This window comes from Pseudomonas sp. JE3303 (genome assembly GCF_056312565.1).
In genome coordinates this window covers 140,403-160,679 of sequence record NZ_JBWGIF010000005.1, presented here as the reverse complement: position 1 = coordinate 160,679, position 20,277 = coordinate 140,403, and the positions used below count along the sequence as shown (strand labels likewise).

Here is a 20,277-nt window from a genome sequence, read left to right as displayed (position 1 = left end):
CGGTACTGAAGAGGTGCTTCACTGGGTTTTCCAGGCATGACCAGATCCAGGAGGCCTCGATGAACCTGCACCAGTACGCTGAAACCCACGAAGTCACCAACCAGCCACCGTCGCTGGACGGCGCCAACCTGTACCGCCTCGACGTGCCGTTGCAGGAGTGGTCGCGACGCTTCGGCGCGGGCTGGGCCGAATCGAGGATCGACGCCTATGGTGCGCTGGCGGGTGGGCCGCTGATGGCGGCAGGGTTCCTGGCCAACCAGCACAAGCCACGCTTCACCAGTCATGACCGCTATGGCCACCGTATCGACCTGGTGGAGTTTCATCCGGCGTATCACGAGCTGATGCGCACGGCCATCGAGCATGGCCTGCCGTCGTTGCCCTGGGCCGAACCGCACAGTGGTGCCCACGTCGCCCGCGCCGCCATGACCTACCTGCACACCCAGGCCGAAGCGGGCAGTGGCTGCCCGCTGACCATGACCTTTGCCGCCGTGCCCGCGCTCAGGCTGCAGCCGGAGCTTGCCCGGTACTGGGTGCCCAAGGTGCTGTCGCGCGAGTACGACCCCCGCAATGTCGGCGACCGGCACAAGGCAGGCGTCACCCTGGGCATGGCCATGACCGAGAAGCAGGGCGGCACCGATGTCCGCGCCAACACCACTCGTGCCTATCCGGTCGGCAGCCCCGGGCCGGGCCAGCCGTACGAGCTGGTCGGGCACAAGTGGTTCTGCTCGGCGCCCATGTGCGACGCCTTCCTGACCCTGGCACAGACCGAGAAGGGCCTGAGCTGCTTCCTGCTCCCCCGGCACCGGCCCGACGACAGCCGCAACCAGTTCTATATCCAGCGCCTGAAGGACAAGCTTGGCAACTGCTCCAACGCCTCCAGCGAAGTGGAGTTTCGCGGTGCACTGGCGTGGATGCTTGGGGAAGAAGGGCGGGGGGTGCCAACCATCATCGAAATGGTCGCCATGACCCGCTTCGACTGCATGGTCGGCTCAAGCGCATTGATGCGCCAGGCGTTGACCCAGGCCGCGCATCATTGTGCTCATCGCACGGTGGGCGGGCGCTTGCTCAGCGAGCAGCCCCTGATGCAGAACGTGCTGGCGGACCTTGCGCTGGAGAGCGAGGCGGCGCTGGCGCTGAGCCTGCGCATGGGGCAGGCGCTCGATCAGCTCGACGATCCACAGCAGGCACGCTTTGCCCGCCTGGTGACCGCAGTGGGCAAGTACTGGATCTGCAAACGTGCCCCGGCCTTGATCAATGAAGCCGCCGAGTGCATGGGCGGCGCCGGCTATGTCGAAGACAGCATCCTGCCGCGCCTGTACCGCGAAGCCCCGGTCAACTCGACCTGGGAGGGTTCGGGCAACGTGCAGTGCCTGGACGTGCTGCGCGCGCTGTCCAAGGAACCCGGGGTGCTCGAAGCGCTGTTCGCCGAGCTAGGCGACGGGCACGGCGACCCGCGCCTGGCCGCGCATATCGGCAACCTCAAGAGCGCCTTCGCCGATACGGGCGACATTCAGTACCGCGCGCGGCAACTGACCGGGGACATAGCCGTGGCGCTGCAGGCCAAGTTGTTGCTGGAGGCGGGGAATGCCGTGGTGAGCGATGCATTCATCGGCAGCCGTCTGGCGGGCGGGGGGCGGGTGTACGGCGAGCTGCCGCGAGGCGTGGACGTGCAAGCCCTTGTGGCCCGGTCATCGCCTGCCTGACCCATCCCCGACGCACGCGCCCTTTCCCGACGCACGTGCTCCACACCTACACCCACACCCACATACACGAGCGCGCATTGGGTTAGAGGGATGTTTTTACCCGCGAACCTAGGCAAGATGGCTGACATGCATGTCCAGACAGGAAGCACAGTGTGAGCCAAGCTTTTGTAGTTGTAGATACCGCCGAGCAGGCCGTCGATCGTCTGGCGGCCCTGCATGAACAAGCCAGCACGGCCCTCAGCCAGGCGCTCAAGCGCTACCTCAAGGACCGGACCGAACCCGACGCCGACGAACGCGCGCTGTTTCGCTACCCTGCGCTTCGCCTGACCTACTACTGCCAGGGCGAAGCCCCGGTCATCACCCGCGCCTATGCCAAGGTCCAGGTGGCAGGCACGTACAGTGTCACCGTCACTCACCCGGCCGCCTTCCGCAAGTATCTGCTGGAGCAGTTGGGCCCGTTGATGAGCGACTTCACGGTCACCGTTGAAGTGGGCGTCAGCGAGCAGAACATCCCTTATCCCTATGTGGTCGAGCAGGGCGACGAGCTTGCCGGTACCGGCATCACCGCCGCGGCGCTGGCGCGGGTCTTCCCCAGCACCGACCTCTCGGCGGCCACCGATGGCATTGCCGACGGCCTGTACGACTGGGATGCCGAAACCCTGCCGCTGGCACTGTTCGACGCCGCCCGCGTGGACTTTTCCCTGCGCCGCCTGGTGCACTACACCGGCAGCGACTGGCGCCATGTGCAGCCGTGGATCCTGCTGACCAACTACCACCGATATGTCGACCAGTTCATCGCCCACGGCCTGGAGCAGCTGCGCGAGGACCCGCGTTTCGTGCGCATGGTCTTGCCCGGCAACGTCTTCATCGACAAGGGGATGGACCACGGCGAGGCCCAGGCGCTGGTCGCCGGGGTGGTCTGGCACCGCTACCAGATGCCGGCCTATCACCTGATCGCCGCTGACGGGGATGGCATTACCCTGGTCAACATCGGCGTCGGCCCGTCCAACGCCAAGAACATCACCGACCACTTGGCCGTACTGCGTCCGCACTGCTGGCTGATGATCGGTCACTGCGGCGGCCTGCGTCAGTCGCAGACCATCGGCGATTATGTACTGGCCCACGCCTACATGCGCCGCGACGGGATCCTCGACCGGGTCGTGCCGCCGAATATCCCCATCCCGGCCCTGGCCGAGGTGCAGATGGCGCTGCAGGAAGCGGCGGCCCAGGTGACTGGCGAGCGCGGGGACGAACTGAAGAAGCGCCTGCGCACAGGCACCGTGCTCACCTACGATGACCGTAACTGGGAGCTGCGCTGGGCGCAGGAGCGGCCGCTGATCAACCTGTCGCGCGCCGTGGCCGTGGACATGGAGAGTGGCACCATCGCCGCCCAGGGTTATCGCCTGCGGGTGCCGTACGGGACCCTGCTCTGTGTGTCGGACAAGCCACTGCACAGCGAGATCAAGCTGCCCGGGGCCGCCAACGCCTTCTACAACCGGGCGGTCAGCCAGCACCTGAAGATCGGCATCGCCGCGCTGGACCTGCTGCGCACCGAGCTCAACTCGCTGCACTCGCGTAAACTGCGCAGCTTCGATGAGCCGCCGTTCCGCTGAGGCCCCATGCCCTTGCCCCCCCGTTCCAAGCCGCGCCGCGCTGATGCGCGGCCTGCCGGCCCGCGTCGCCAGCCCAAGGCGCCGCCGGCCGAGCCACGCCTGATCCTGTTCAACAAGCCGTTCGACGTCCTGACCCAGTTCAGCGACGGCGAGGGCCGCGCCACCCTAAAGGACTTTATCGGCATTCCCGGCATCTACCCCGCCGGGCGCCTCGACCGTGACAGCGAAGGCCTGTTGCTGCTGACCAACGACGGCCGGTTGCAGGCGCAGATCGCCGACCCCAGGCACAAGTTGCCGAAGACCTACTGGGTGCAGGTAGAAGGAGAGGCGAGCGATGAGCAGGTGCGGCGCCTGCGCGAGGGTGTCGAGCTCAACGACGGTCCGACCTTGCCCGCCGAAGCCCGCCGCCTGGACGAGCCTGAGCTGTGGCCGCGCAATCCACCGGTGCGTTTTCGCAAGAGCGTGCCGACCAGCTGGCTCGAACTGGTGATCCGCGAGGGCCGCAATCGCCAGGTACGGCGCATGACCGCCGCGGTCGGCCTGCCTACCCTGCGCCTGGTGCGCGTGCGTATTGGTGACTGGACCCTGGACGGCCTGGATCAGGGCTGCTGGCGGGAAGTGCCGGCCAAGCGCTAGACGCCCTCGAGAAAGCCGACCACCACCGTCTTGATGATGAAGGCAAGCACGCCCAGGCCCAGCACGCCGAACAGGATGATCGTGCCGAAGCGTCCGGCCTGGGATTTTTTCGCCAGGTCCCAGACGATGAAGCCCATGAAGCCGATCAGCAGGGTGACCAGGATGATCATCATCCATTCTTCGAACAGTGCGGGATCCATCGATATGCTCCGGGTCGGTGACTAGCGCAGGTGGGTCAGGGGCAGCTCGGTGCTGGCCAGCACCTGGTTGAGCACGAAGCTCGAGCGCACGCTGGTCACGCCTTCGATCCGCGTCAGGCTGCCCAGTAGCAGTTTCTGGTAGTGGTCCATGTCAGGCACTACCACCTTGAGCTGGTAATCGGCGTCCATCCCGGTGACCAGGCTGCACTCGAGCACCTGGGGCAGGCCGCGGATTGCTGCCTCGAAGGTCTCGAAGCGTTCAGGCGTGTGCCGGTCCATGCCGATCAGCACATAGGCCGTCAGGCTCAGGCCCAGTTTCTTGCGGTCCAGCAGCGCGACCTGGCGAGAGATATAGCCATCGTCTTCGAGTTGCTTGACCCGCCGCGAGCAAGGCGAGGGCGACAGGCCGATGCGCTCGGCCAGCTCCTGGTTGGAAATGCGCGCGTCGCGCTGCAGCTCGGCAAGAATGCTCAGGTCGTAGCGGTCAAGCTTGCTCATGAAAGGGGCCTTTTCTGTTCGGATTGCGGCAAATTATCAATCAGGGGTTAAAAATTGCGCAAGTGATATTTAAGTCAGCAATGTTAGCAATCCTCTGCTGCGCTGGATCCTCTATCTTTATCAACAGAATCACTGCCCGGACATCAGTCCACGGCGACCGGCCCAACAAGGGCGGTTGCGGCCAGCCATCCAACAGGATCGGCCAGGCCCCCGGGCTACGCACCGTCCACAAGACGGCGTGAGGTGAGCCGGCGTCACAAGCGCCGAGCACGGACGACAATTCCTGAAGGGAGGCCAAGCGGCCTCCCTTTTTTAATGGGTGGGGTTTGGGGGGGATGTGCCTGTCTTGAGATGTGTGGCGCTCGCGCGAGGCGTGCGCTTGGGGCCTTGTGGCGTCCATGAGATCGAGCGCCGCCCGCGCGGCGCATCGCGGGACAAGCCCGCTCCCACATTTGTTGCAACGTGCCATGGCCTGTGGGATTTGGGTTGTCAGCCCTGGTGCATGGCGGAAGACGGGTGGGGGCCGGTGTGCTCGCCACAAGATCTTCGCCGTACAGACAAGGCTAAGACTCCAGTCTGTCAGGCCATGGCACGTTGCAACAAATGTGGGAGCGGGCTTGTCCCGCGATGCGCCGCGCGGGCGGCGCTCGATTTATGCGGCACCACAAGGCCCCAAGCGCACGCCCCGCGCGAGCGGCGCTCAATCGCAATGGCGCTGAAAGCATCCAGCCGTGCCCCTGCCGAACCTACCGCCCCCCCGCATTTTCATCTCCCCCCCGCAACCACCCCTGTAAACTCCTGCAATCACAGTCCCGTTTCCTACGAGAGAACAGCATGAAGTCACGCATCTGGCAGTTGGCGGGTGTAGGTTTGCTCAGCCTGGGAGTTTCCTGTTCAGCATCTGCCCAGGGCCCGAACGAAGGCCACGGTGGGCAGGGCCCTCAGGATCCCAACAGCGGCGGCAGCTCTCCCTTGAACTCGCGCGACGAAGTCCGCCAGACCCAACCCCCGCGCCAAGGCAATTACCAGGACATCCCCCGCCGTCCAGACGGACACGGCAACGGATGGGGCTCGGGCCCGCAGTATCGCCCCGGACACACCATCGACCGCTTCCCCGACCGCTATTCGAAAGTGCCGTACCGTGGCCAGGACTACTTCTATTCCGGGGGCTACTGGTACCGGCCACAAGGTCCGAACTACGTGGTCGTGACCCCGCCCTACGGTGCACGGATCGACTACCTGCCGTCCTATGCCCGGGAAGTCTGGGTGGGCAACGCGTTGTTCTTCCTGGTCGCAGACACCTACTACCAGTACCTGTCGGACAGCCGCGAGTATGTGGTCGTCAACCCGCCCGTTGCCCCGCCTGCGCAACAGGCAGGCAGCGGCTACGACGTGATCGCCTACCCCGCTTACGGCCAGACGGCCGAGCAGCAACAGCAGGACCGCTACCAGTGCCACCGCTGGGCGGTGGACCAGTCCGGTTTCGACCCTGCGTCAGCGAGCTATGCGCCGGCGGCGAATGTGTCCGACACCTACCGGCGGGCGTTGGGAGCGTGTTTGAGCGGGCGAGGTTATAGCGTGAATTGAGATGGGAAATGGACTACGGCTTTTTAGGAAAGCGTGAAGTGACGTTTTTCACCTCACTCCGGGAAAGTAGCCCTTCAAGTTCCTCGCCTTCGGTCGACCATTTGCAGCGGTTAGCTACACAACAGCTACACGAGGTGTATAGTTCAAATAGCGAAAAGACTCATCGCCATTTTGAATTTACAGGGGGCAAGCGAATGACCATCCCGATCCCGGAGACTAAAAACAAGCCCGTGCCTATCAATATGCGCACTGACGCAAAGCGTCGAGACCTTATAGATACAGCAGCCCAGATCCTCAGCGTGGACCGTACCAGTTTTATCCTGGACGCGGCCTGCAAGCGTGCGGAGGAAGTCATCCTTGACCGTCGGCTGTTCCTGCTCAGCGATGAAGCGTTTGATCGATTCGAGCAGGCACTCGAAGCCAATCCCATAAGGAATAATGAATGCGTCAGGGATCTTCTGGCCAGACCCAAGCCTTGGAGTTGAATTCTCCTGAAAGGCTGACGCCTGACCATGACAGGTCGCTGTTCGATTGCGGGGATAGGTCCAACAATGAGTATCTGCAGAAAAGGGCTCTGGATGCGCAGCGGGCAAAGCATGCTGTGGTGTATGTGTCATGTGTCAAAGGGACCCGTCGTGTAGCGGCTTACTACACCCTTTCAAATGCCTCCGTAGCACGTCAATACGCACCAAGTGCCCGGCTCAGGCGCAATGCACCCGATCACCTGCCTGTAACGGTTCTCGGTCGGATGGGCGTCGCGCTAGAAGCCCAGGGTCAGGGCTTCGCTGTAGCGCTGTTGGCAGATGCAGTGGAGCGAGCGTTGGGCGCAGCAGAGGTGGTGGGATCGACTGCATTGATCGTCCACCCTCTCAACGAATCCCTGGTGGAGTTCTACGCCAGATTCGGCGACTTCAAACCCTGTCCGGACCTCACGCCACTGACGATGATGCTTTCGTTGCGCTGACACCAGCTGTAATCAAGCAGCCGGCACCAGCCCGTACGAAGCCAGTTGCTCGACGCTGCCACGGTGCTGGATCAGCCGTGGATCATCCAGCGGCAGGCGCTGGCCCAGCTCGCTTTCGAGAATCGCCTGCAGCTTGGCATTGTCGACCTTGCCGTCAGCACCGACAGCCTTCTGAAGCTTCTCGGGAGCGACCTGAGCGGTAGTGCCGCCTGGGTAGTAGATGGCGCCGGTCGCGAAGTCGATGCCGAAGGCGATCAACCCGGGAATGACGTAGAACAGAATGCCGATCGCATCGAGGGCGACGATCACAGGGTCGACCTTGCCCTCGATCTGACCGCGGCGCTCTGGGTAGAACAGTGTGCCGCAGGCCGTCAGCTGGGTCAGCAGGGCAGCGACCAGGGCGCCACCGATGACGCGGGATTGGATGCGCATTTGAATCTCCGGAAATAAAAGCCACGAACAATGCCAGGCAGAGCGCCTGCATCTGAACCTGAGACCATGATAAGGCTGGCCAGGTTCGCCGTTATACTCGCCCGACTGTTCGAGGGCCACCATGATTTCATTACCGATAGATGCTGTATTGCCAGCGCTGCGCCAGGCCTTGACCGAGCGCAACGAAGCCGTGCTCGAAGCGCCCCCTGGCGCGGGCAAGACCACCCGTGTTCCCTTGGCCTTGCTCGATGCGCCCTGGCTGGCCGGACAGAGCATCGTGATGCTCGAACCCCGTCGTCTTGCAGCGCGGGCGGCGGCGGAGCGGCTGGCCAGCGAGCTGGGCGAGAAGGTCGGCGAGACCGTTGGCTATCGCATCCGGCTGGACAGCAAGGTCGGGCCGAATACACGCATCGAAGTAGTCACCGAAGGCATTCTTACCCGCCGCCTGCAGTCCGATCCGGCGCTTGAAGGCGTGGGACTGCTGATCTTCGACGAATTCCACGAGCGCAGCCTCGACGCCGACCTGGCGTTGGCACTGAGCCTCAACGGCCGCGAGTTGCTGCGAGACGACCCGCCGCTGAAAATCCTGCTGATGTCGGCGACCCTGGAGGGCGAACGCCTGTCGCGCCTGCTCGACGATGCGCCGGTGGTCAGCAGCCAGGGGCGCATGCACCCGGTGCAGATGTGCTGGGGGCGGCCGTTCCAGCCGGGCGAGTTCATCGAACCGCGGGTGGTCGATACGGTACTGCAGGCCGTCGCGGACGAAACCGGCAGCGTGCTGGTGTTCCTGCCGGGCCAGGCCGAGATCCGCCGCGTGCACCAGTCTCTGCAGGACGCCTTCGGCGATCGTCGCGACGTGCTGCTTTGCCCGCTGCATGGCGAGCTCGACCTCACTGCCCAGCGCGCAGCCATCGAGCCTGCACCTCAGGGCATGCGCAAGATCGTGCTGGCGACCAACATCGCCGAGACCAGCCTGACCATCGACGGCGTGCGGGTGGTGATCGACGCGGGGCTTGCGCGGGTGCCGCGCTTCGATCCCGGCAGCGGCATGACCCGCCTGGACACCCAGCGCATCTCCCGCGCCAGCGCCACCCAACGGGCTGGCCGTGCCGGGCGCCTGGAACCGGGGATCTGCTACCGGCTCTGGTCCGAGGCCCAGCATGAGCAACTGGCCGCCCATGGCAGCGCGGAAGTTCTCCAGGCGGACCTCGCGGGCATGGCCTTGCAACTGTCGCGCTGGGGCGTGACCCCGGATCAGCTGCGCTGGCTCGATCAACCTCCGACGGCCGCCTACACCCAGGCCCAGGACCTGCTGGCAAGGCTCGGGGCCTTCCGGGCCAGCACTCGCGACGCGCTCAGCGACCACGGCCAGGCCATGGCGGAGTTGCCGGCGCACCCCCGCATCGCGCATCTGCTGTTGCGGGGGCAAGACCTGGGCTTGGCCGACATGGCGTGCAACGTTGCAGCCTTGCTAGGCGAGCGCGACATCCTGCGCGGTGGCGGCGCCGACCTGCACAGCCGGCTTGCCTTGCTCAGCGGCGAAAGCCGTGCCGTCCGCGGTAGCCAGGGCGGTGTGCAGCGAGCCCGACAGCTGGCCCGCCAATACCGGGGAATGCTGCGCGCAAAGACACGCTCGGCGGTCCCGGACCCCGACCATCCTCGCTGGCTCGGCGCCTTGCTGGCGCTGGCGTATCCAGACCGGGTGGCCCAGCAGCGCCGCGAGGGTGGTGCCGAGTACCGCCTGGCCAATGGGCGCGCGGCCTTGTTCGCCGAAGCCGACGCCTTGATGAAGCACCCCTGGCTGGTGATCGCCGACCTCGGCAGCCGTCAGGGGCAGCGTGAGGAGCGTATCTACCTCGCCGCCGATTTCGAGGCGGCGTTGTTCGAAAGCGTGCTGGCCGAGCAAGTCGAGACGCTCGACCTGCTGGACTGGGACGAGCGCGAAAACGTGCTGCGCGCCGAGCGCCAGCGCAAGGTGGGTGAGCTCGTGCTCAGCCGCGAGCCGCTGCCGGGCCTGGATGACAACGCCCGCGCCCGCGCGCTGCTTGGTCTGGTCCGGCGCAAGGGCCTGGCGCTGTTGCCGTGGACGCCGGAACTGCGCCAGTGGCAGGCGCGAGTGGCGCTGCTGCGCCAGCTCGACGTGGACAAGGAGGGGCAGAGCGAATGGCCCGATCTGGGCGATGGAGCCTTGCTCGCCACCCTCGAAGACTGGCTTGAGCCCTATGTAGGCAAGGTTACGCGGCTGAGTCATTTCGCCCAGCTGGACCTGTCTTCGATCCTGCGCAACTTGCTGCCGTGGCCGCTGCCCCAGCGCCTGGACGAGTGGGCGCCGGTGCATCTCAACGTACCCTCGGGCTCGAACATCCGCCTGGACTACAGCGAGACCCCGCCGATCCTGGCCGTGCGCCTGCAGGAGCTGTTCGGTCTCGCCGACACCCCGCGCATCGCCCAGGGACGGCTGCAGGTCAAGCTGCACTTGCTGTCACCCGCGCGTCGGCCAGTACAGGTGACCCAGGACCTCGCCAATTTCTGGCGTACCACCTACGCCGAGGTGAAGAAGGACCTGAAGGGCCGATACCCCAAGCACTACTGGCCGGATGACCCGCTGGTGGCCGAGGCGACGGCACGGGCCAAGCCACGCAAGGCCTGAAACCCTTGGTCAAGGGCTGCGCGGGCAACAGCAACCGCGCAGTGACTGGCCAGGTCAGGCGCCGTCTTCTGCCTCGCGCAGCATGAACAACCGGTACAGCACCACGCTGTTGAACAGCTGCAGGAAGCCGCTGAGGCTGTCCATGGCCAGCCTCAGCGCGGGCTGTGGATCAGGGAACAGGGTCAGCAGCAGCGCATCGATCAGCCACAACGGCGCCAGCACGGCAAGCACGCAGACCATGATCTGCCAGAAATGCCCGGTGGTCATGCGCGCGCTCTCGCGCATCGAGGCCACCACCGGCATACCGCGCAACACCAGCAGGTACTCGGCGAACACCAGGTTGATCATCACCCAGATGCCCGGCAGCACGAACAGGGCAAGGCCCGCCATGATCAGCAACGAGCTGATCAGGATCATCAGCGCCAGCGTCGGCCAGAGTTGCACGGCGCGGGCGAACAGGTCGCGCTTGGGGGGCTCCAGGCCGTTGCTGCGGGTGTCCAGGTAAAGGATCAGCGCCGCGCTGTACAGGGGGTAGAACAGCAGGCTGACCAGCAGGCCGTAGCTGGGCGATGCGGCGTCGCCCAGCTCGCGGTAGAGCAACTGGGTGCCCAGGGCTTCGAGCACCACCAGCGGCAGGCACAGCTGCATGATGCCGATAAGGTGGCGGCGGAAGAAATACAGGGAGTCGCGCAGAACACTCAGCGGATTCATTCGTCAATATCGCATGGCAGTAAAAGCAGGGCGTCACTTTAGCCCAGGCATTGGCCAAGCTGAAAAAACTTTCACGGTCCCGGCAATTGAATCGGGCGTTCCAGTCCCCCATCTTTATCCTGTCCGATGTCCCGCTTTTGTACGAGGTCACCCATGAACACTGAAGAGCAAACCCTGATCGACGGCCTGTTTACCCGGCTCAAGCAGGCCGAGGACCCCAACCAGCCGCGGGATGCCCAGGCCCAGTCGCGCATCGAGGAACATGTGCGCCAGCAACCGGGCGCGCCGTACTACATGGCCCAGGCGATCCTGGTGCAGGAAGCTGCGCTCAAACGCATGGACGAGCAGAACAAGCAGCTCGAAGCCGAGCTCAAGCAGGCCCGTGCCCAGGCGCAATCCCGGGCGCCGGCGCCAGGGCAGAGCGGCGGTGGGTTCCTGTCGAGCATCTTCGGTGCTGGCAGCCGCCCGCCCGCGCCTGAGCCGCAGCGCCCAGCACCGGCCGCGCCACAAGCCGGTGGTGGCTGGCGCGAACCGTCACGCGGGTTCAGCCAGCAACAGGCTCCCGCTTTCGGTGCTGCCTCGGGTGCCGTGGGACGTGCGGGCGCTGGCAGTTTCCTGGGCGGTGCGCTGCAGACGGCCGCCGGTGTGGCGGGCGGGGTGATGCTGGCGCATGGGATCAGCAGCCTGTTCAACAATGACGAGCAGCCTGCGCAAGTGGCCGAGGCGACTCAGGAAGAGCCGGCCCCGGCCAGCGACAGCGGTGGCTGGAACCAGGACGACCAGCAGCATGTGGCTGACGACGGCGGCTATGCCGACACGGACTACGGCAATGACGACGGCGGGTTCTTCTCGGATGACGATACGTTTGTCTGATCGTTAGGGCATGGGCATACTGCGCTGCTGCTTAGCCCTTTACTTGAAGAGGAACACCCGGTGAAAAAGATCGCCGTATTCGCCGACGTGCAGAACCTCTACTACACCGTGCGGCAGGCCTATGGCTGTCATTTCAACTACGCCGCACTGTGGGCCGATATCAGCCAGCACGGCGAGATCGTCGAGGCGGTGGCCTATGCCATCGACCGGGGCGACAGCAAGCAGCAGCAGTTCCAGCAGATCCTGCGCAACCTGGGTTTCACCGTCCGGCTCAAACCGTACATCCAGCGCAGCGACGGCTCGGCCAAGGGCGACTGGGACGTGGGCATCACCCTCGATGTGATCGACGCCGCCGCGCGCGTCGACCAGGTGGTGCTGGCCTCGGGCGACGGCGATTTCGACCTGCTGCTCGAGCGGGTGATCCAGCGCTATGGCATCGAAACGGTCGCCTATGGCGTGCCCGGGCTGACTGCCAACTCGCTGATCCGCGCGGCCGACCGCTACGTGCCCATCGAAGGAAAACTGCTGCTGCGCCACTAAGCCAGGCATGCATGTGTTCCGCTGTTTTAATCAGATTTTGTAACTTCTGTTTACCACGCAGGCTTTCTAAACTGGTCGACCCGAAAATGGATTTCGAGTCTTCAACCATGCCTGCTGCCCGTCGTTTCCCGTTGATTCTCATTGGTGCCTTCCTGGCCTTGTATCTGGTCTGGGGTTCCACCTACCTGTTCATCCGCATTGGCGTCGAGTCGTGGCCGCCACTGTTGATGGCGGGCATACGATTCCTGATTGCCGGCAGCCTGCTCTATGCATTCCTGCGCTGGCGCGGCGTGCCGGCGCCTACCTGGCCGCAATGGCGCGCAGCGGGCGCGATCGGGTTTCTGCTGCTCAGCTGCGGCAACGGCGGGGTGACCCTGGCCGAGCACGCTGGGGTCGCCTCGGGCGTCGCGGCGCTGGCGATTGCCACGGTGCCGTTGTTCACCTTGCTGTTCGGGCTGCTGTGGGGCCAGCGCAATACCCGCCTTGAATGGGCAGGAATCTTGATGGGGCTGGTGGGCATCGCATTGCTCAACCTCGGCTCCAACCTGCAGGCGAGCCCCATGGGCGCGACGCTGATCCTGTTCGCCGCCGCGGCCTGGGCGTTTGGCTCGGTGTGGAGCAAGAGCCTGCCACTGCCCCAGGGCGCGATGGCCAGCGCCGCCGAGATGCTGGTGGGCGGCGCCGCGCTGCTGATCGGCAGCGCCCTGAGTGGCGAGCGCATGACCCAGATGCCCACGGCGGCGGGCTGGGCGGCGCTGGCGTACCTGGTGTTCTTCGGCTCGATCCTGGCGTTCAGCGCCTACATGTACCTGCTCAAGAACGTGCGCCCGGCGGCGGCCACCAGCTATGCCTACGTCAACCCGGCGGTCGCGGTGCTGCTTGGTATCCTGTTCGTTGGCGAAAGCATCGGCGTCGAGGAATGCCTGGCCATGGCGGTGATCATCGGCGCCGTGGTGCTGATCGGCCTGCCGCAGTGGCGCAAGGCCCCGGACGCGGCAGCGACAGCCGAGCCGCTGAAGGAGCAGGCATGCAAGTGATGGGGCAGGGCAGGGCTTTGCGGTAGACTGCCGCCTTTGCTGAACCCCCTGACGGTATTGCCATGACTTTCGCCAAACTCGGCCTGATCGAACCCCTGCTGCGCGCCTTGCAGCACCTGGACTACAACACCCCGACCCCGGTCCAGGCCGAGGCCATCCCTGCCGTGCTGGCGGGCCGCGACCTGATGGCCGCCGCCCAGACCGGCACCGGCAAGACCGCAGGCTTCGCCCTGCCGATGCTGCAGCGCCTGGCCATGGAAGGGGCCAAGGTCGCGAGCAATTCGATCCGCGCCCTGGTGCTGGTGCCGACCCGCGAGCTGGCCGAGCAGGTGCACGAGAATATCCGCCAGTACGCCGAGCACCTGCCGCTGAGCACCTACGCGGTCTACGGTGGTGTCAGCACCAACCCGCAGATGATGCGCATGCGCCGCGGTGTCGACCTGCTGGTCGCAACGCCTGGCCGCCTGCTCGACCTGTACCGGCAGAACGCGGTGAAGTTCGGGCAGGTGCAGATCCTGGTGCTCGATGAAGCCGACCGCATGCTCGACCTGGGCTTTGCCGAAGAGCTGCAAGCGGTCTACGCAGCCTTGCCGCGCAAGCGCCAGACCCTGCTGTTCTCGGCGACCTTCTCGGACGAGATCCGCATGCTCGCGGGCCTGGCCCTGAATGATCCGCTGACGATCCAGGTCAGCCCGCGCAATACCACCGCCACTACCGTGAAGCAGTGGCTGGTGCCTGTGGACAAGAAGCGCAAGCCCGAGCTGTTCCTGCACTTGCTGCGCAAGCAGCGCTGGTCGCAGGTACTGGTGTTCGCCAAGACCCGCAACGGCGTGGACCAGTTGGTCGAGCGCCTGCGCGAGGAGGGCGTGAATGCCGACGGGATCCACGGCGATCGTCCCCAGGCCACGCGCCAGCGTGCGCTGGACACCTTCAAGGCCCGTGAGGTGCAGATCCTGGTCGCCACCGACGTCGCCGCCCGCGGCCTGGACATCGATGACTTGCCGCTGGTGGTCAACTTCGACCTGCCCATCGTGGCCGAGGACTACATTCACCGGATCGGCCGTACTGGCCGTGCGGGCAATACCGGCGAGGCGATCTCGCTGGTGTGCGCGGACGAGGTGCAGTTGCTGGCAGCGATCGAGACGCTGACCCGCAAGACCCTGCCGCGCCATGAAGAACCGGATTTCGTCCCCGATCACCGGGTGCCGGATACCGATGCCAATGGCCAGGTGGTGAAGAAACCGAAAAAGCCCAAGAAGCCCAAGGAAACCAGCGCCAAGCGTGGCCTGGGCCGCTGGATGGACAGCGCCGAGAACATTACCGAACCGCTGGTGAAACCCGTGCGCCGCGTGCCGGCGTTCAACGGCGGCCCCATAAAGCGCAAACCCTAGGTCACACGGGGCGGCGTACCCACTGGGCCGCCGCCATCCCCGCACGGAGACCGCTGGCGAAGCAGCCGGTCAGCAGGTATCCGCCGGTCGGGGCTTCCCAGTCGAGCATCTCGCCAGCGCAGAACACGCCCGGCAGTGCCTTGACCATCAATCCCGTATCCAGCGCCTCGAAGCGCACCCCTCCGGCGCTGCTGATGGCTTCATCGATCGGCCGTGCCCGCACCAGGGTAATCGGCAGCGCCTTGATCGCCCGGGCCAGCAGGGCAGGGCTCGCGAAAGTGACCTGGTCGGTGAGCTCGCGCAGCAAGGCCGCCTTGACCCCCTCCAGCCCCAGCTGCCCCTGCAGATGCTTGGCCATCGACCGCGAGCCTCGTGGCTTGGCCAAGGCCTGTTCGACTTTATCCACAGGCCGGTCGGGCAGCAGGTCCAGTAGCAGGGTGGCTTGTCCGTCCCGGTTGATCGCCTCGCGCACCGGCGCCGACCAGGCGTAGACCAGGCTGCCCTCGACGCCCTGCGCGGTGAGGATGAACTCACCCTTGCGCGGTGCGGTGCCAGGCATGCCAAGGGCAATGTTCTTGAGCGGCGCGCCCGCAAACTTGTCCTTGAGCAGATCGCTCCAGCCTGTCACCTCGAAACCACAGTTGCTCGGCTGCAATGCCGAGATATCCACACCCCGCTCGGCCAGCAGCGGCACCCACGCGCCGTCCGATCCCAGGCGCGCCCAGCTTGCGCCACCCAACGCCAGTACCACGGCGTCAGCCTGCACCTGCAGTTCGCCCTGTGGATAAGCCAGCCGCAATGCACCGTCGCCGGTCCACCCGAGCCATCGGTGCCGGGTGTGGATAACCACGCCGCTGTCCCGCAGGCGCTTGAGCCAGGCGCGTAGCAGGGGCGCGGCCTTCATGTCGGTTGGGAACACCCGGCCGGAGCTGCCGACGAATGTTTCGATCCCCAGGCCGTGAATCCATTGGCGCAGCGCGGTGGCATCGAAGTCCTGGAGGAGCCCGTCGATCTCGTCGCGCCGCTCGGCGTAGCGCGACACAAAGGCCGGGTAGGCCTCCGAATGGGTGATGTTCATTCCCCCGACGCCCGCCAGCAGGAACTTGCGGCCCACCGAAGGCATGGCGTCGAACACCTGCACCGCAACGCCCGCCTGGGCCAGGGCTTCGGCGGCCATCAACCCGGCGGGGCCGGCGCCGATGACGGCGACGAGGGGACGGGCAGGGGAGTGTTGATCGGTCATGGCGGGCTGCAGGCTGTGGAAAAGAGCCGGCATTCTAGCGCAGCACGACCCCTGCAGGCACTGGTCAAAAAACGTACAGCGCCTTGTACATCAGGCAGTTAAAGGGCTGGAGCCTGTTTCGCTCAGGTTATCCACAGGCGGTTCCACAGTCATTGTGTGTAACCCAATACCCGGCTGGCGCTGTGATGGAGAATGCCATGCCGCCGCGCGAGGGCCTGGCGGTCCTTGCTGTAGCCACCGCCGATCACCCCGGCCACCGGGATATCCCGCCCAAGGCAGTGGCGCAGCACGCATTCATCCCGCGCGGCCACGCCGTCGTCGGTCAGTTGCAGGTAACCCAGGGCATCGTCCTTGTGCACGTCCACGCCAGCGTCGTACAGCACCAGGTCCGGCTGGTACAGCGGCAGCAGGTAATTGAGCGCGTCGTCGACCACCTTCAGGTAAGCCGCGTCGCCCATGCCCCGGGGCAGGGGGATGTCCCAGTCGCTGTGGGCCTTGCGTGCGGGGAAGTTCTGCTCGCAGTGCAGCGACACGGTGATGGCGTCCGGGGTGTCCTGGAGGATGCGCGCCGTGCCATCGCCCTGGTGCACGTCGCAGTCGAAGATCAGCACCCGGTGCACCCGGCCGGCCTCGAGCAGGTAGCGAGCGATGACCGCCAGGTCGTTGAAGATGCAGAAGCCCGCGGGATGATCGTAGTGGGCGTGGTGGGTGCCACCGGCCAGGTGGCAGGCGATGCCGTGCTCGAGGGCGAGCTCCGCTGTCAGCAGCGAGCCGCCGACGGCGCGCACGGTGCGCTGGGCCAGGGCTTCGCTCCAGGGCAAGCCAAGGCGGCGCTGGTCCTCGCGCGACAGTTCGCCGTTCATGTAGCGCTCGATGTAGCTGCGGTCGTGGGCCAGGGCGAGGATGTCGTTGGGGCAGACTAGCGGACGCAGCAGGGCCTGGTCGTTGGTCAGCCCGCTGTCGATGAGGTGGTCGCGCAGCAGGCGGAACTTGTCCATGGGAAAACGGTGGTCCGGTGGAAACTCCGGGCTGTAGTCGTCGTGGTAGATCAGCGGCAAAGGCATGGGCGATTCGCGGTCAGGGGATGCACCGATCTTGCCAGCAGTGGACGCCGGCGCGCCATCCTCGGGTCGTCGATCTGCGCGCCAGCGCATACACTTGCAGTGAAGATCAGGAGCCATTGCATGAACCCCATTCTCAGACTGGAAAGTGCCCGCCTGGTACTGCGCCAGTGGCGTGACGATGACCTGGACGAGTTTGCCGCGATGTCTGCCGATCCCCAGGTGATGCGCTATTTTCCCGCGCCGCTGACCCGGCTTGAAAGCGCGGCGCTGATCGGCCGCATCCGTGGGCACTTCAATGAACACGGCTACGGCCTGTGGGCGCTGGAGCGTACCGACAGCGGCGCGTTCATCGGCATGACCGGGCTGCTCAACGTCAACTTCGACGCAAACTTCGCCCCCGCCGTGGAGATCGGCTGGCGCCTGGCGCGGCGTCACTGGGGCCTGGGCTACGCCAGCGAGGCCGCCTGGACCTGCCTGCGCTGCGCCTTCGCCCAGTTGCACCTGGACGAGGTGGTGTCGTTTACCAGCGATACCAACCTGCCCTCGCAAAAGGTCATGCAGGCCATCGGCATGCAGCAGGACGTGGCAGGCAGCTTCGAGCATCCGCGGCTGCCGCCCGGCCACCCGCTGCGTCCTCACGTGCTGTACCGCATCGACCGCGACCGATGGCAGGCCACCCTGCGCCCGTGAATGCTTGAACATGCGGGGCAGCGCGGACAAACCCTGTATCATTTAGCGCATTAATTTATGCAGAAACGCCGCGCTGTCGTGCCTTGCTAGGAGAATCCTGAATGAGCCATGTGTTGGACGACCTGGTCGACCTGTTGAGCCTCGAGTCCATCGAGGAAAATCTGTTCCGCGGGCGGAGCCAGGACCTGGGCTTCCGTCAGCTCTATGGTGGGCAGGTGCTTGGCCAGTCGCTGTCGGCCGCGAGCCAGACGGTGGAGGAGGATCGCCACGTGCACTCGCTGCATGGCTATTTCCTGCGCCCGGGCGATGCCAGCATGCCCGTGGTGTATTCGGTGGACCGTGTGCGTGATGGCGGCAGCTTCAGTACCCGGCGGGTGACGGCGATCCAGAAGGGCAAGCCGATCTTCACCTGCAGCGCCTCCTTCCAGTACGACGAACAGGGCTTCGAGCACCAGGCGCAGATGCCTGAGGTGGTCGGCCCCGAGAACCTGGCGACCGAGGTCGAACTCGTCAGCAGCATGGCCGATCGGTTGCCCGAGCGCATTCGTGACAAGGTGCTGTGCGCCAAGCCCATCGAGATCCGCCCGGTCACCGAGCGCGACCCGTACAACCCCAAGGCGGGTGATCCGGTGAAGTACGTCTGGTTTCGCGCCGACGGCACGCTGCCGGACATGCCCGCCTTGCACAAGTACCTGCTGGCCTATGCCTCCGACTTCGGCCTGCTGACCACGTCGCTCATGCCCCATGGCAAATCGATGTGGCAGCGCGACATGCAGATCGCCAGCCTCGACCATTCGCTGTGGTTCCACCGCAACCTGCGCGCGGACGAGTGGCTGCTGTATGCCACCGATAGCCCGTGGGCCGGCAATGCCCGTGGCTTCAACCGCGGCAGCATCTTCAACCGCGCCGGCCAGCTGGTGGCCTCGTCGAGCCAGGAGGGCCTGATCCGCCATCGCGAGGACTGGGCATGAGCCTGTCGCAGATGCGCAACTGGGTATTCGACATGGACGGCACCCTCACCGTCGCCGTGCACGACTTCGCGGCCATTCGTGTTGCGCTGGGTATCCCGCCCGAGAACGACATCCTCACCCACCTGGCCGCCTTGCCTTCAGCGGAAGCCGAGGCCAAGCATGCCTGGTTGCTGGAGCATGAGCGCGACCTGGCGGTGGCTTCGACGGCGGCCCTGGGCGCGGTCGAGCTGGTGCGGGAGCTGGCCGGGCGGGGGTGCCGCCTGGGCATCCTTACCCGCAATGCCCGGGAGCTTGCGCATGTGACCTTGCAGGCGATTGGCTTGGCGGATTGTTTTCCGGTCGAGCATATCCTGGGGCGTGACGAGGCCGCGCCGAAGCCTAGCCCGGATGGGTTGTTGAAGATCGCCCAGGCCTGGGGCGTGACGCCGGGGGAGCTGGTGATGGTCGGGGATTACCGTTTCGACCTGGATTGCGGGCGCGCGGCAGGGGCGCGGACGGTGCTGGTGAACCTGCCGGAGAATCCATGGCCGGAGCTGGCGGACTGGCATGCGGCGGATTGCGGGGCGTTGCGGGCGTTGTTGGCCTGAGGGCGACTTAACTACCCTCCGGCAACAACCGATCCCGGCTATTCGACAGATGCAGGCAGATCGCCGCCCGCGCTGCATCCGGATCCTGCCTGCGGATCGCATTCAGGATCGCCTCATGCTCGAGATTGGCAAGGTACGCATGCCGCGCCATGTTCGCGCCTGCACGCTCGACCCGGTCCATGCGATTGCGCGGGATCAGCGCATTGCCCAGCTGCGCCATCATCTCGGTGAAGTAGACATTGCCGGTCGCCTCGGCGATCAGTAGGTGGAAACGCCGATCGGCCTCGATGCAGCTGTCACCCGCGGCAGCCAGGTCCTGGTAGTCGTCCAGCGCCCGGCGCATCTGGGCGAGGTGATGCTCGTCGCGTCGCAAGGCGGCCAGGGCGGCGGCCTGGCCTTCGAGGCCTATACGCAGCTCCAGCAGGTCACGCACGCTGCCAGCGCTTTCGGCCCCCACCCGCAGGCCCGCCTGGGCCTGGCGCTCGATAACGAAGGTACCGATCCCGTGCCGGGCCTCCACCAGCCCTGACGCCTGCAGCTTGGACAGCGCCTCGCGGACCACCGTGCGGCTGACCCCATGCTCCCTCACCAGGGTGTTTTCAGACGGCAGCTTGTCACCTGGCGTGTACATGCCCAGCAGGATGCGCTGGGTCAGGCTGGAAACCAGGTCGTGGGCGCGGCTGTGGCCACGCTTGCGCAGGGGCGGGGACGCAGGTGCAGGTGTTTCCATGGCGGTCTCCCAGAGACAAGACAAGCAGGCCGGTATGCAAGCGATCCTAGCAGCGCGACTTGTACGACAAGTACTTTTTTCGGTTTATTTTTCGAGCTGATTTGGCCCGCTCACTGAGAATGTAGCAACTTGTTTCCCAGCGGATTGACGATTTTAT

The 20,277-nt window shown here is 65.4% G+C and carries 21 protein-coding genes; 14 read left to right on the top strand and 7 right to left on the bottom strand.

Translation table 11 applies throughout. The features are described from left to right. The first annotated feature begins 59 nt into the window (after positions 1-59). From AC0ZZU_RS09060 to AC0ZZU_RS09050, 3 genes are all read left to right on the top strand, one after another. Complete coding sequence (locus AC0ZZU_RS09060) at positions 60-1,703, top strand: acyl-CoA dehydrogenase family protein (protein ID WP_476340195.1); 1,644 nt, start codon at positions 60-62, stop codon at positions 1,701-1,703. A gap of 152 nt (positions 1,704-1,855) precedes the next feature. After that, a complete protein-coding gene (gene amn / locus AC0ZZU_RS09055) occupies positions 1,856-3,316 on the top strand; it encodes an AMP nucleosidase (RefSeq protein WP_476340193.1) in 1,461 nt (486 codons plus the stop codon). A gap of 6 nt (positions 3,317-3,322) precedes the next feature. Next, entirely contained in the window at positions 3,323-3,952 is a 630-nt protein-coding gene (locus AC0ZZU_RS09050) for a pseudouridine synthase (RefSeq protein WP_476340192.1), read from the top strand. Here the strand turns inward: AC0ZZU_RS09050 and AC0ZZU_RS09045 are convergent. After that, positions 3,949-4,152, bottom strand: coding sequence for a DUF2788 domain-containing protein (locus AC0ZZU_RS09045; RefSeq protein WP_158460647.1), 204 nt, complete (start codon positions 4,150-4,152; stop codon positions 3,949-3,951). The two genes, AC0ZZU_RS09050 and AC0ZZU_RS09045, sit on opposite strands and share 4 nt — an antisense overlap. A gap of 21 nt (positions 4,153-4,173) precedes the next feature. Next, entirely contained in the window at positions 4,174-4,650 is a 477-nt protein-coding gene (locus tag AC0ZZU_RS09040) for an Lrp/AsnC family transcriptional regulator (protein WP_158460648.1), read from the bottom strand. Positions 4,651-5,484: 834 nt separating this feature from the next. On the opposite strand from AC0ZZU_RS09040, the gene AC0ZZU_RS09035 reads away from it, so the two are divergent. The 3 genes from AC0ZZU_RS09035 to AC0ZZU_RS09025 are packed head-to-tail and all read left to right on the top strand — an operon-like array spanning position 5,485 to position 7,201. Continuing rightward, positions 5,485-6,237: a DUF6515 family protein gene (locus AC0ZZU_RS09035; RefSeq protein WP_476340191.1), complete on the top strand. Its 753-nt coding sequence runs from the start codon at positions 5,485-5,487 to the stop codon at positions 6,235-6,237. Positions 6,238-6,245: 8 nt separating this feature from the next. After that, complete coding sequence (locus AC0ZZU_RS09030; RefSeq protein ID WP_476340190.1) at positions 6,246-6,722, top strand: type II toxin-antitoxin system TacA family antitoxin; 477 nt, start codon at positions 6,246-6,248, stop codon at positions 6,720-6,722. Continuing rightward, the gene (locus AC0ZZU_RS09025) at positions 6,680-7,201 is read left to right on the top strand and encodes a GNAT family N-acetyltransferase (protein WP_476340188.1); all 522 of its coding nucleotides are present in this window, start codon (positions 6,680-6,682) and stop codon (positions 7,199-7,201) included. Before AC0ZZU_RS09030 ends, AC0ZZU_RS09025 begins: the two co-directional genes overlap by 43 nt. Positions 7,202-7,213: 12 nt before the next feature. Here AC0ZZU_RS09025 and AC0ZZU_RS09020 read toward each other — a convergent pair whose 3' ends face one another. Further along, positions 7,214-7,633, bottom strand: a complete 420-nt coding sequence (locus tag AC0ZZU_RS09020) for a polyribonucleotide nucleotidyltransferase (protein WP_476340187.1) — start codon at positions 7,631-7,633, stop codon at positions 7,214-7,216. A 121-nt stretch (positions 7,634-7,754) separates the two neighbouring features. On the opposite strand from AC0ZZU_RS09020, the gene hrpB reads away from it, so the two are divergent. Beyond that, a complete protein-coding gene (gene hrpB / locus AC0ZZU_RS09015) occupies positions 7,755-10,283 on the top strand; it encodes an ATP-dependent helicase HrpB (protein WP_476340186.1) in 2,529 nt (842 codons plus the stop codon). 54 nt (positions 10,284-10,337) lie between these two features. On the opposite strand, the gene AC0ZZU_RS09010 is transcribed toward hrpB, so the two are convergent. After that, a complete protein-coding gene (locus tag AC0ZZU_RS09010; protein ID WP_476340185.1) occupies positions 10,338-10,994 on the bottom strand; it encodes a YciC family protein in 657 nt (218 codons plus the stop codon). Between the two features lie 153 nt (positions 10,995-11,147). On the opposite strand from AC0ZZU_RS09010, the gene AC0ZZU_RS09005 reads away from it, so the two are divergent. The 4 genes from AC0ZZU_RS09005 (at position 11,148) to AC0ZZU_RS08990 (ending at position 14,835) form a co-directional block, all read left to right on the top strand. Next, the gene (locus AC0ZZU_RS09005; protein WP_476340183.1) at positions 11,148-11,867 is read left to right on the top strand and encodes a DUF2076 domain-containing protein; all 720 of its coding nucleotides are present in this window, start codon (positions 11,148-11,150) and stop codon (positions 11,865-11,867) included. A gap of 60 nt (positions 11,868-11,927) precedes the next feature. Continuing rightward, the gene (locus tag AC0ZZU_RS09000; RefSeq protein WP_476340182.1) at positions 11,928-12,407 is read left to right on the top strand and encodes an NYN domain-containing protein; all 480 of its coding nucleotides are present in this window, start codon (positions 11,928-11,930) and stop codon (positions 12,405-12,407) included. Positions 12,408-12,514: 107 nt separating this feature from the next. Further along, the gene (gene yedA / locus AC0ZZU_RS08995; RefSeq protein ID WP_476340181.1) at positions 12,515-13,444 is read left to right on the top strand and encodes a drug/metabolite exporter YedA; all 930 of its coding nucleotides are present in this window, start codon (positions 12,515-12,517) and stop codon (positions 13,442-13,444) included. A gap of 62 nt (positions 13,445-13,506) precedes the next feature. After that, the gene (locus AC0ZZU_RS08990) at positions 13,507-14,835 is read left to right on the top strand and encodes a DEAD/DEAH box helicase (protein WP_476340179.1); all 1,329 of its coding nucleotides are present in this window, start codon (positions 13,507-13,509) and stop codon (positions 14,833-14,835) included. Position 14,836: 1 nt separating this feature from the next. On the opposite strand, the gene AC0ZZU_RS08985 is transcribed toward AC0ZZU_RS08990, so the two are convergent. Next, the gene (locus AC0ZZU_RS08985) at positions 14,837-16,078 is read right to left on the bottom strand and encodes a TIGR03862 family flavoprotein (RefSeq protein WP_476340178.1); all 1,242 of its coding nucleotides are present in this window, start codon (positions 16,076-16,078) and stop codon (positions 14,837-14,839) included. Between the two features lie 149 nt (positions 16,079-16,227). Then, positions 16,228-17,142, bottom strand: a complete 915-nt coding sequence (locus tag AC0ZZU_RS08980; RefSeq protein WP_476340177.1) for a histone deacetylase family protein — start codon at positions 17,140-17,142, stop codon at positions 16,228-16,230. A 120-nt stretch (positions 17,143-17,262) separates the two neighbouring features. Here AC0ZZU_RS08980 and AC0ZZU_RS08975 point away from each other — a divergent pair, with 120 nt between their 5' ends. From AC0ZZU_RS08975 to AC0ZZU_RS08965, 3 genes are all read left to right on the top strand, one after another. Continuing rightward, entirely contained in the window at positions 17,263-17,832 is a 570-nt protein-coding gene (locus AC0ZZU_RS08975) for a GNAT family N-acetyltransferase (protein ID WP_476340176.1), read from the top strand. A 101-nt stretch (positions 17,833-17,933) separates the two neighbouring features. Beyond that, positions 17,934-18,803 (top strand): acyl-CoA thioesterase II, encoded by an 870-nt coding sequence (gene tesB / locus AC0ZZU_RS08970; RefSeq protein WP_476340174.1) that lies wholly within the window; start codon positions 17,934-17,936, stop codon positions 18,801-18,803. Continuing rightward, on the top strand, positions 18,800-19,390 hold the full coding sequence (locus AC0ZZU_RS08965) for an HAD family hydrolase (protein ID WP_476340173.1): 591 nt from the start codon (positions 18,800-18,802) through the stop codon (positions 19,388-19,390). Before tesB ends, AC0ZZU_RS08965 begins: the two co-directional genes overlap by 4 nt. 7 nt (positions 19,391-19,397) lie before the next feature. On the opposite strand, the gene AC0ZZU_RS08960 is transcribed toward AC0ZZU_RS08965, so the two are convergent. Beyond that, a complete protein-coding gene (locus tag AC0ZZU_RS08960; RefSeq protein ID WP_476340172.1) occupies positions 19,398-20,120 on the bottom strand; it encodes a FadR/GntR family transcriptional regulator in 723 nt (240 codons plus the stop codon). Positions 20,121-20,277: the final 157 nt, after the last annotated feature.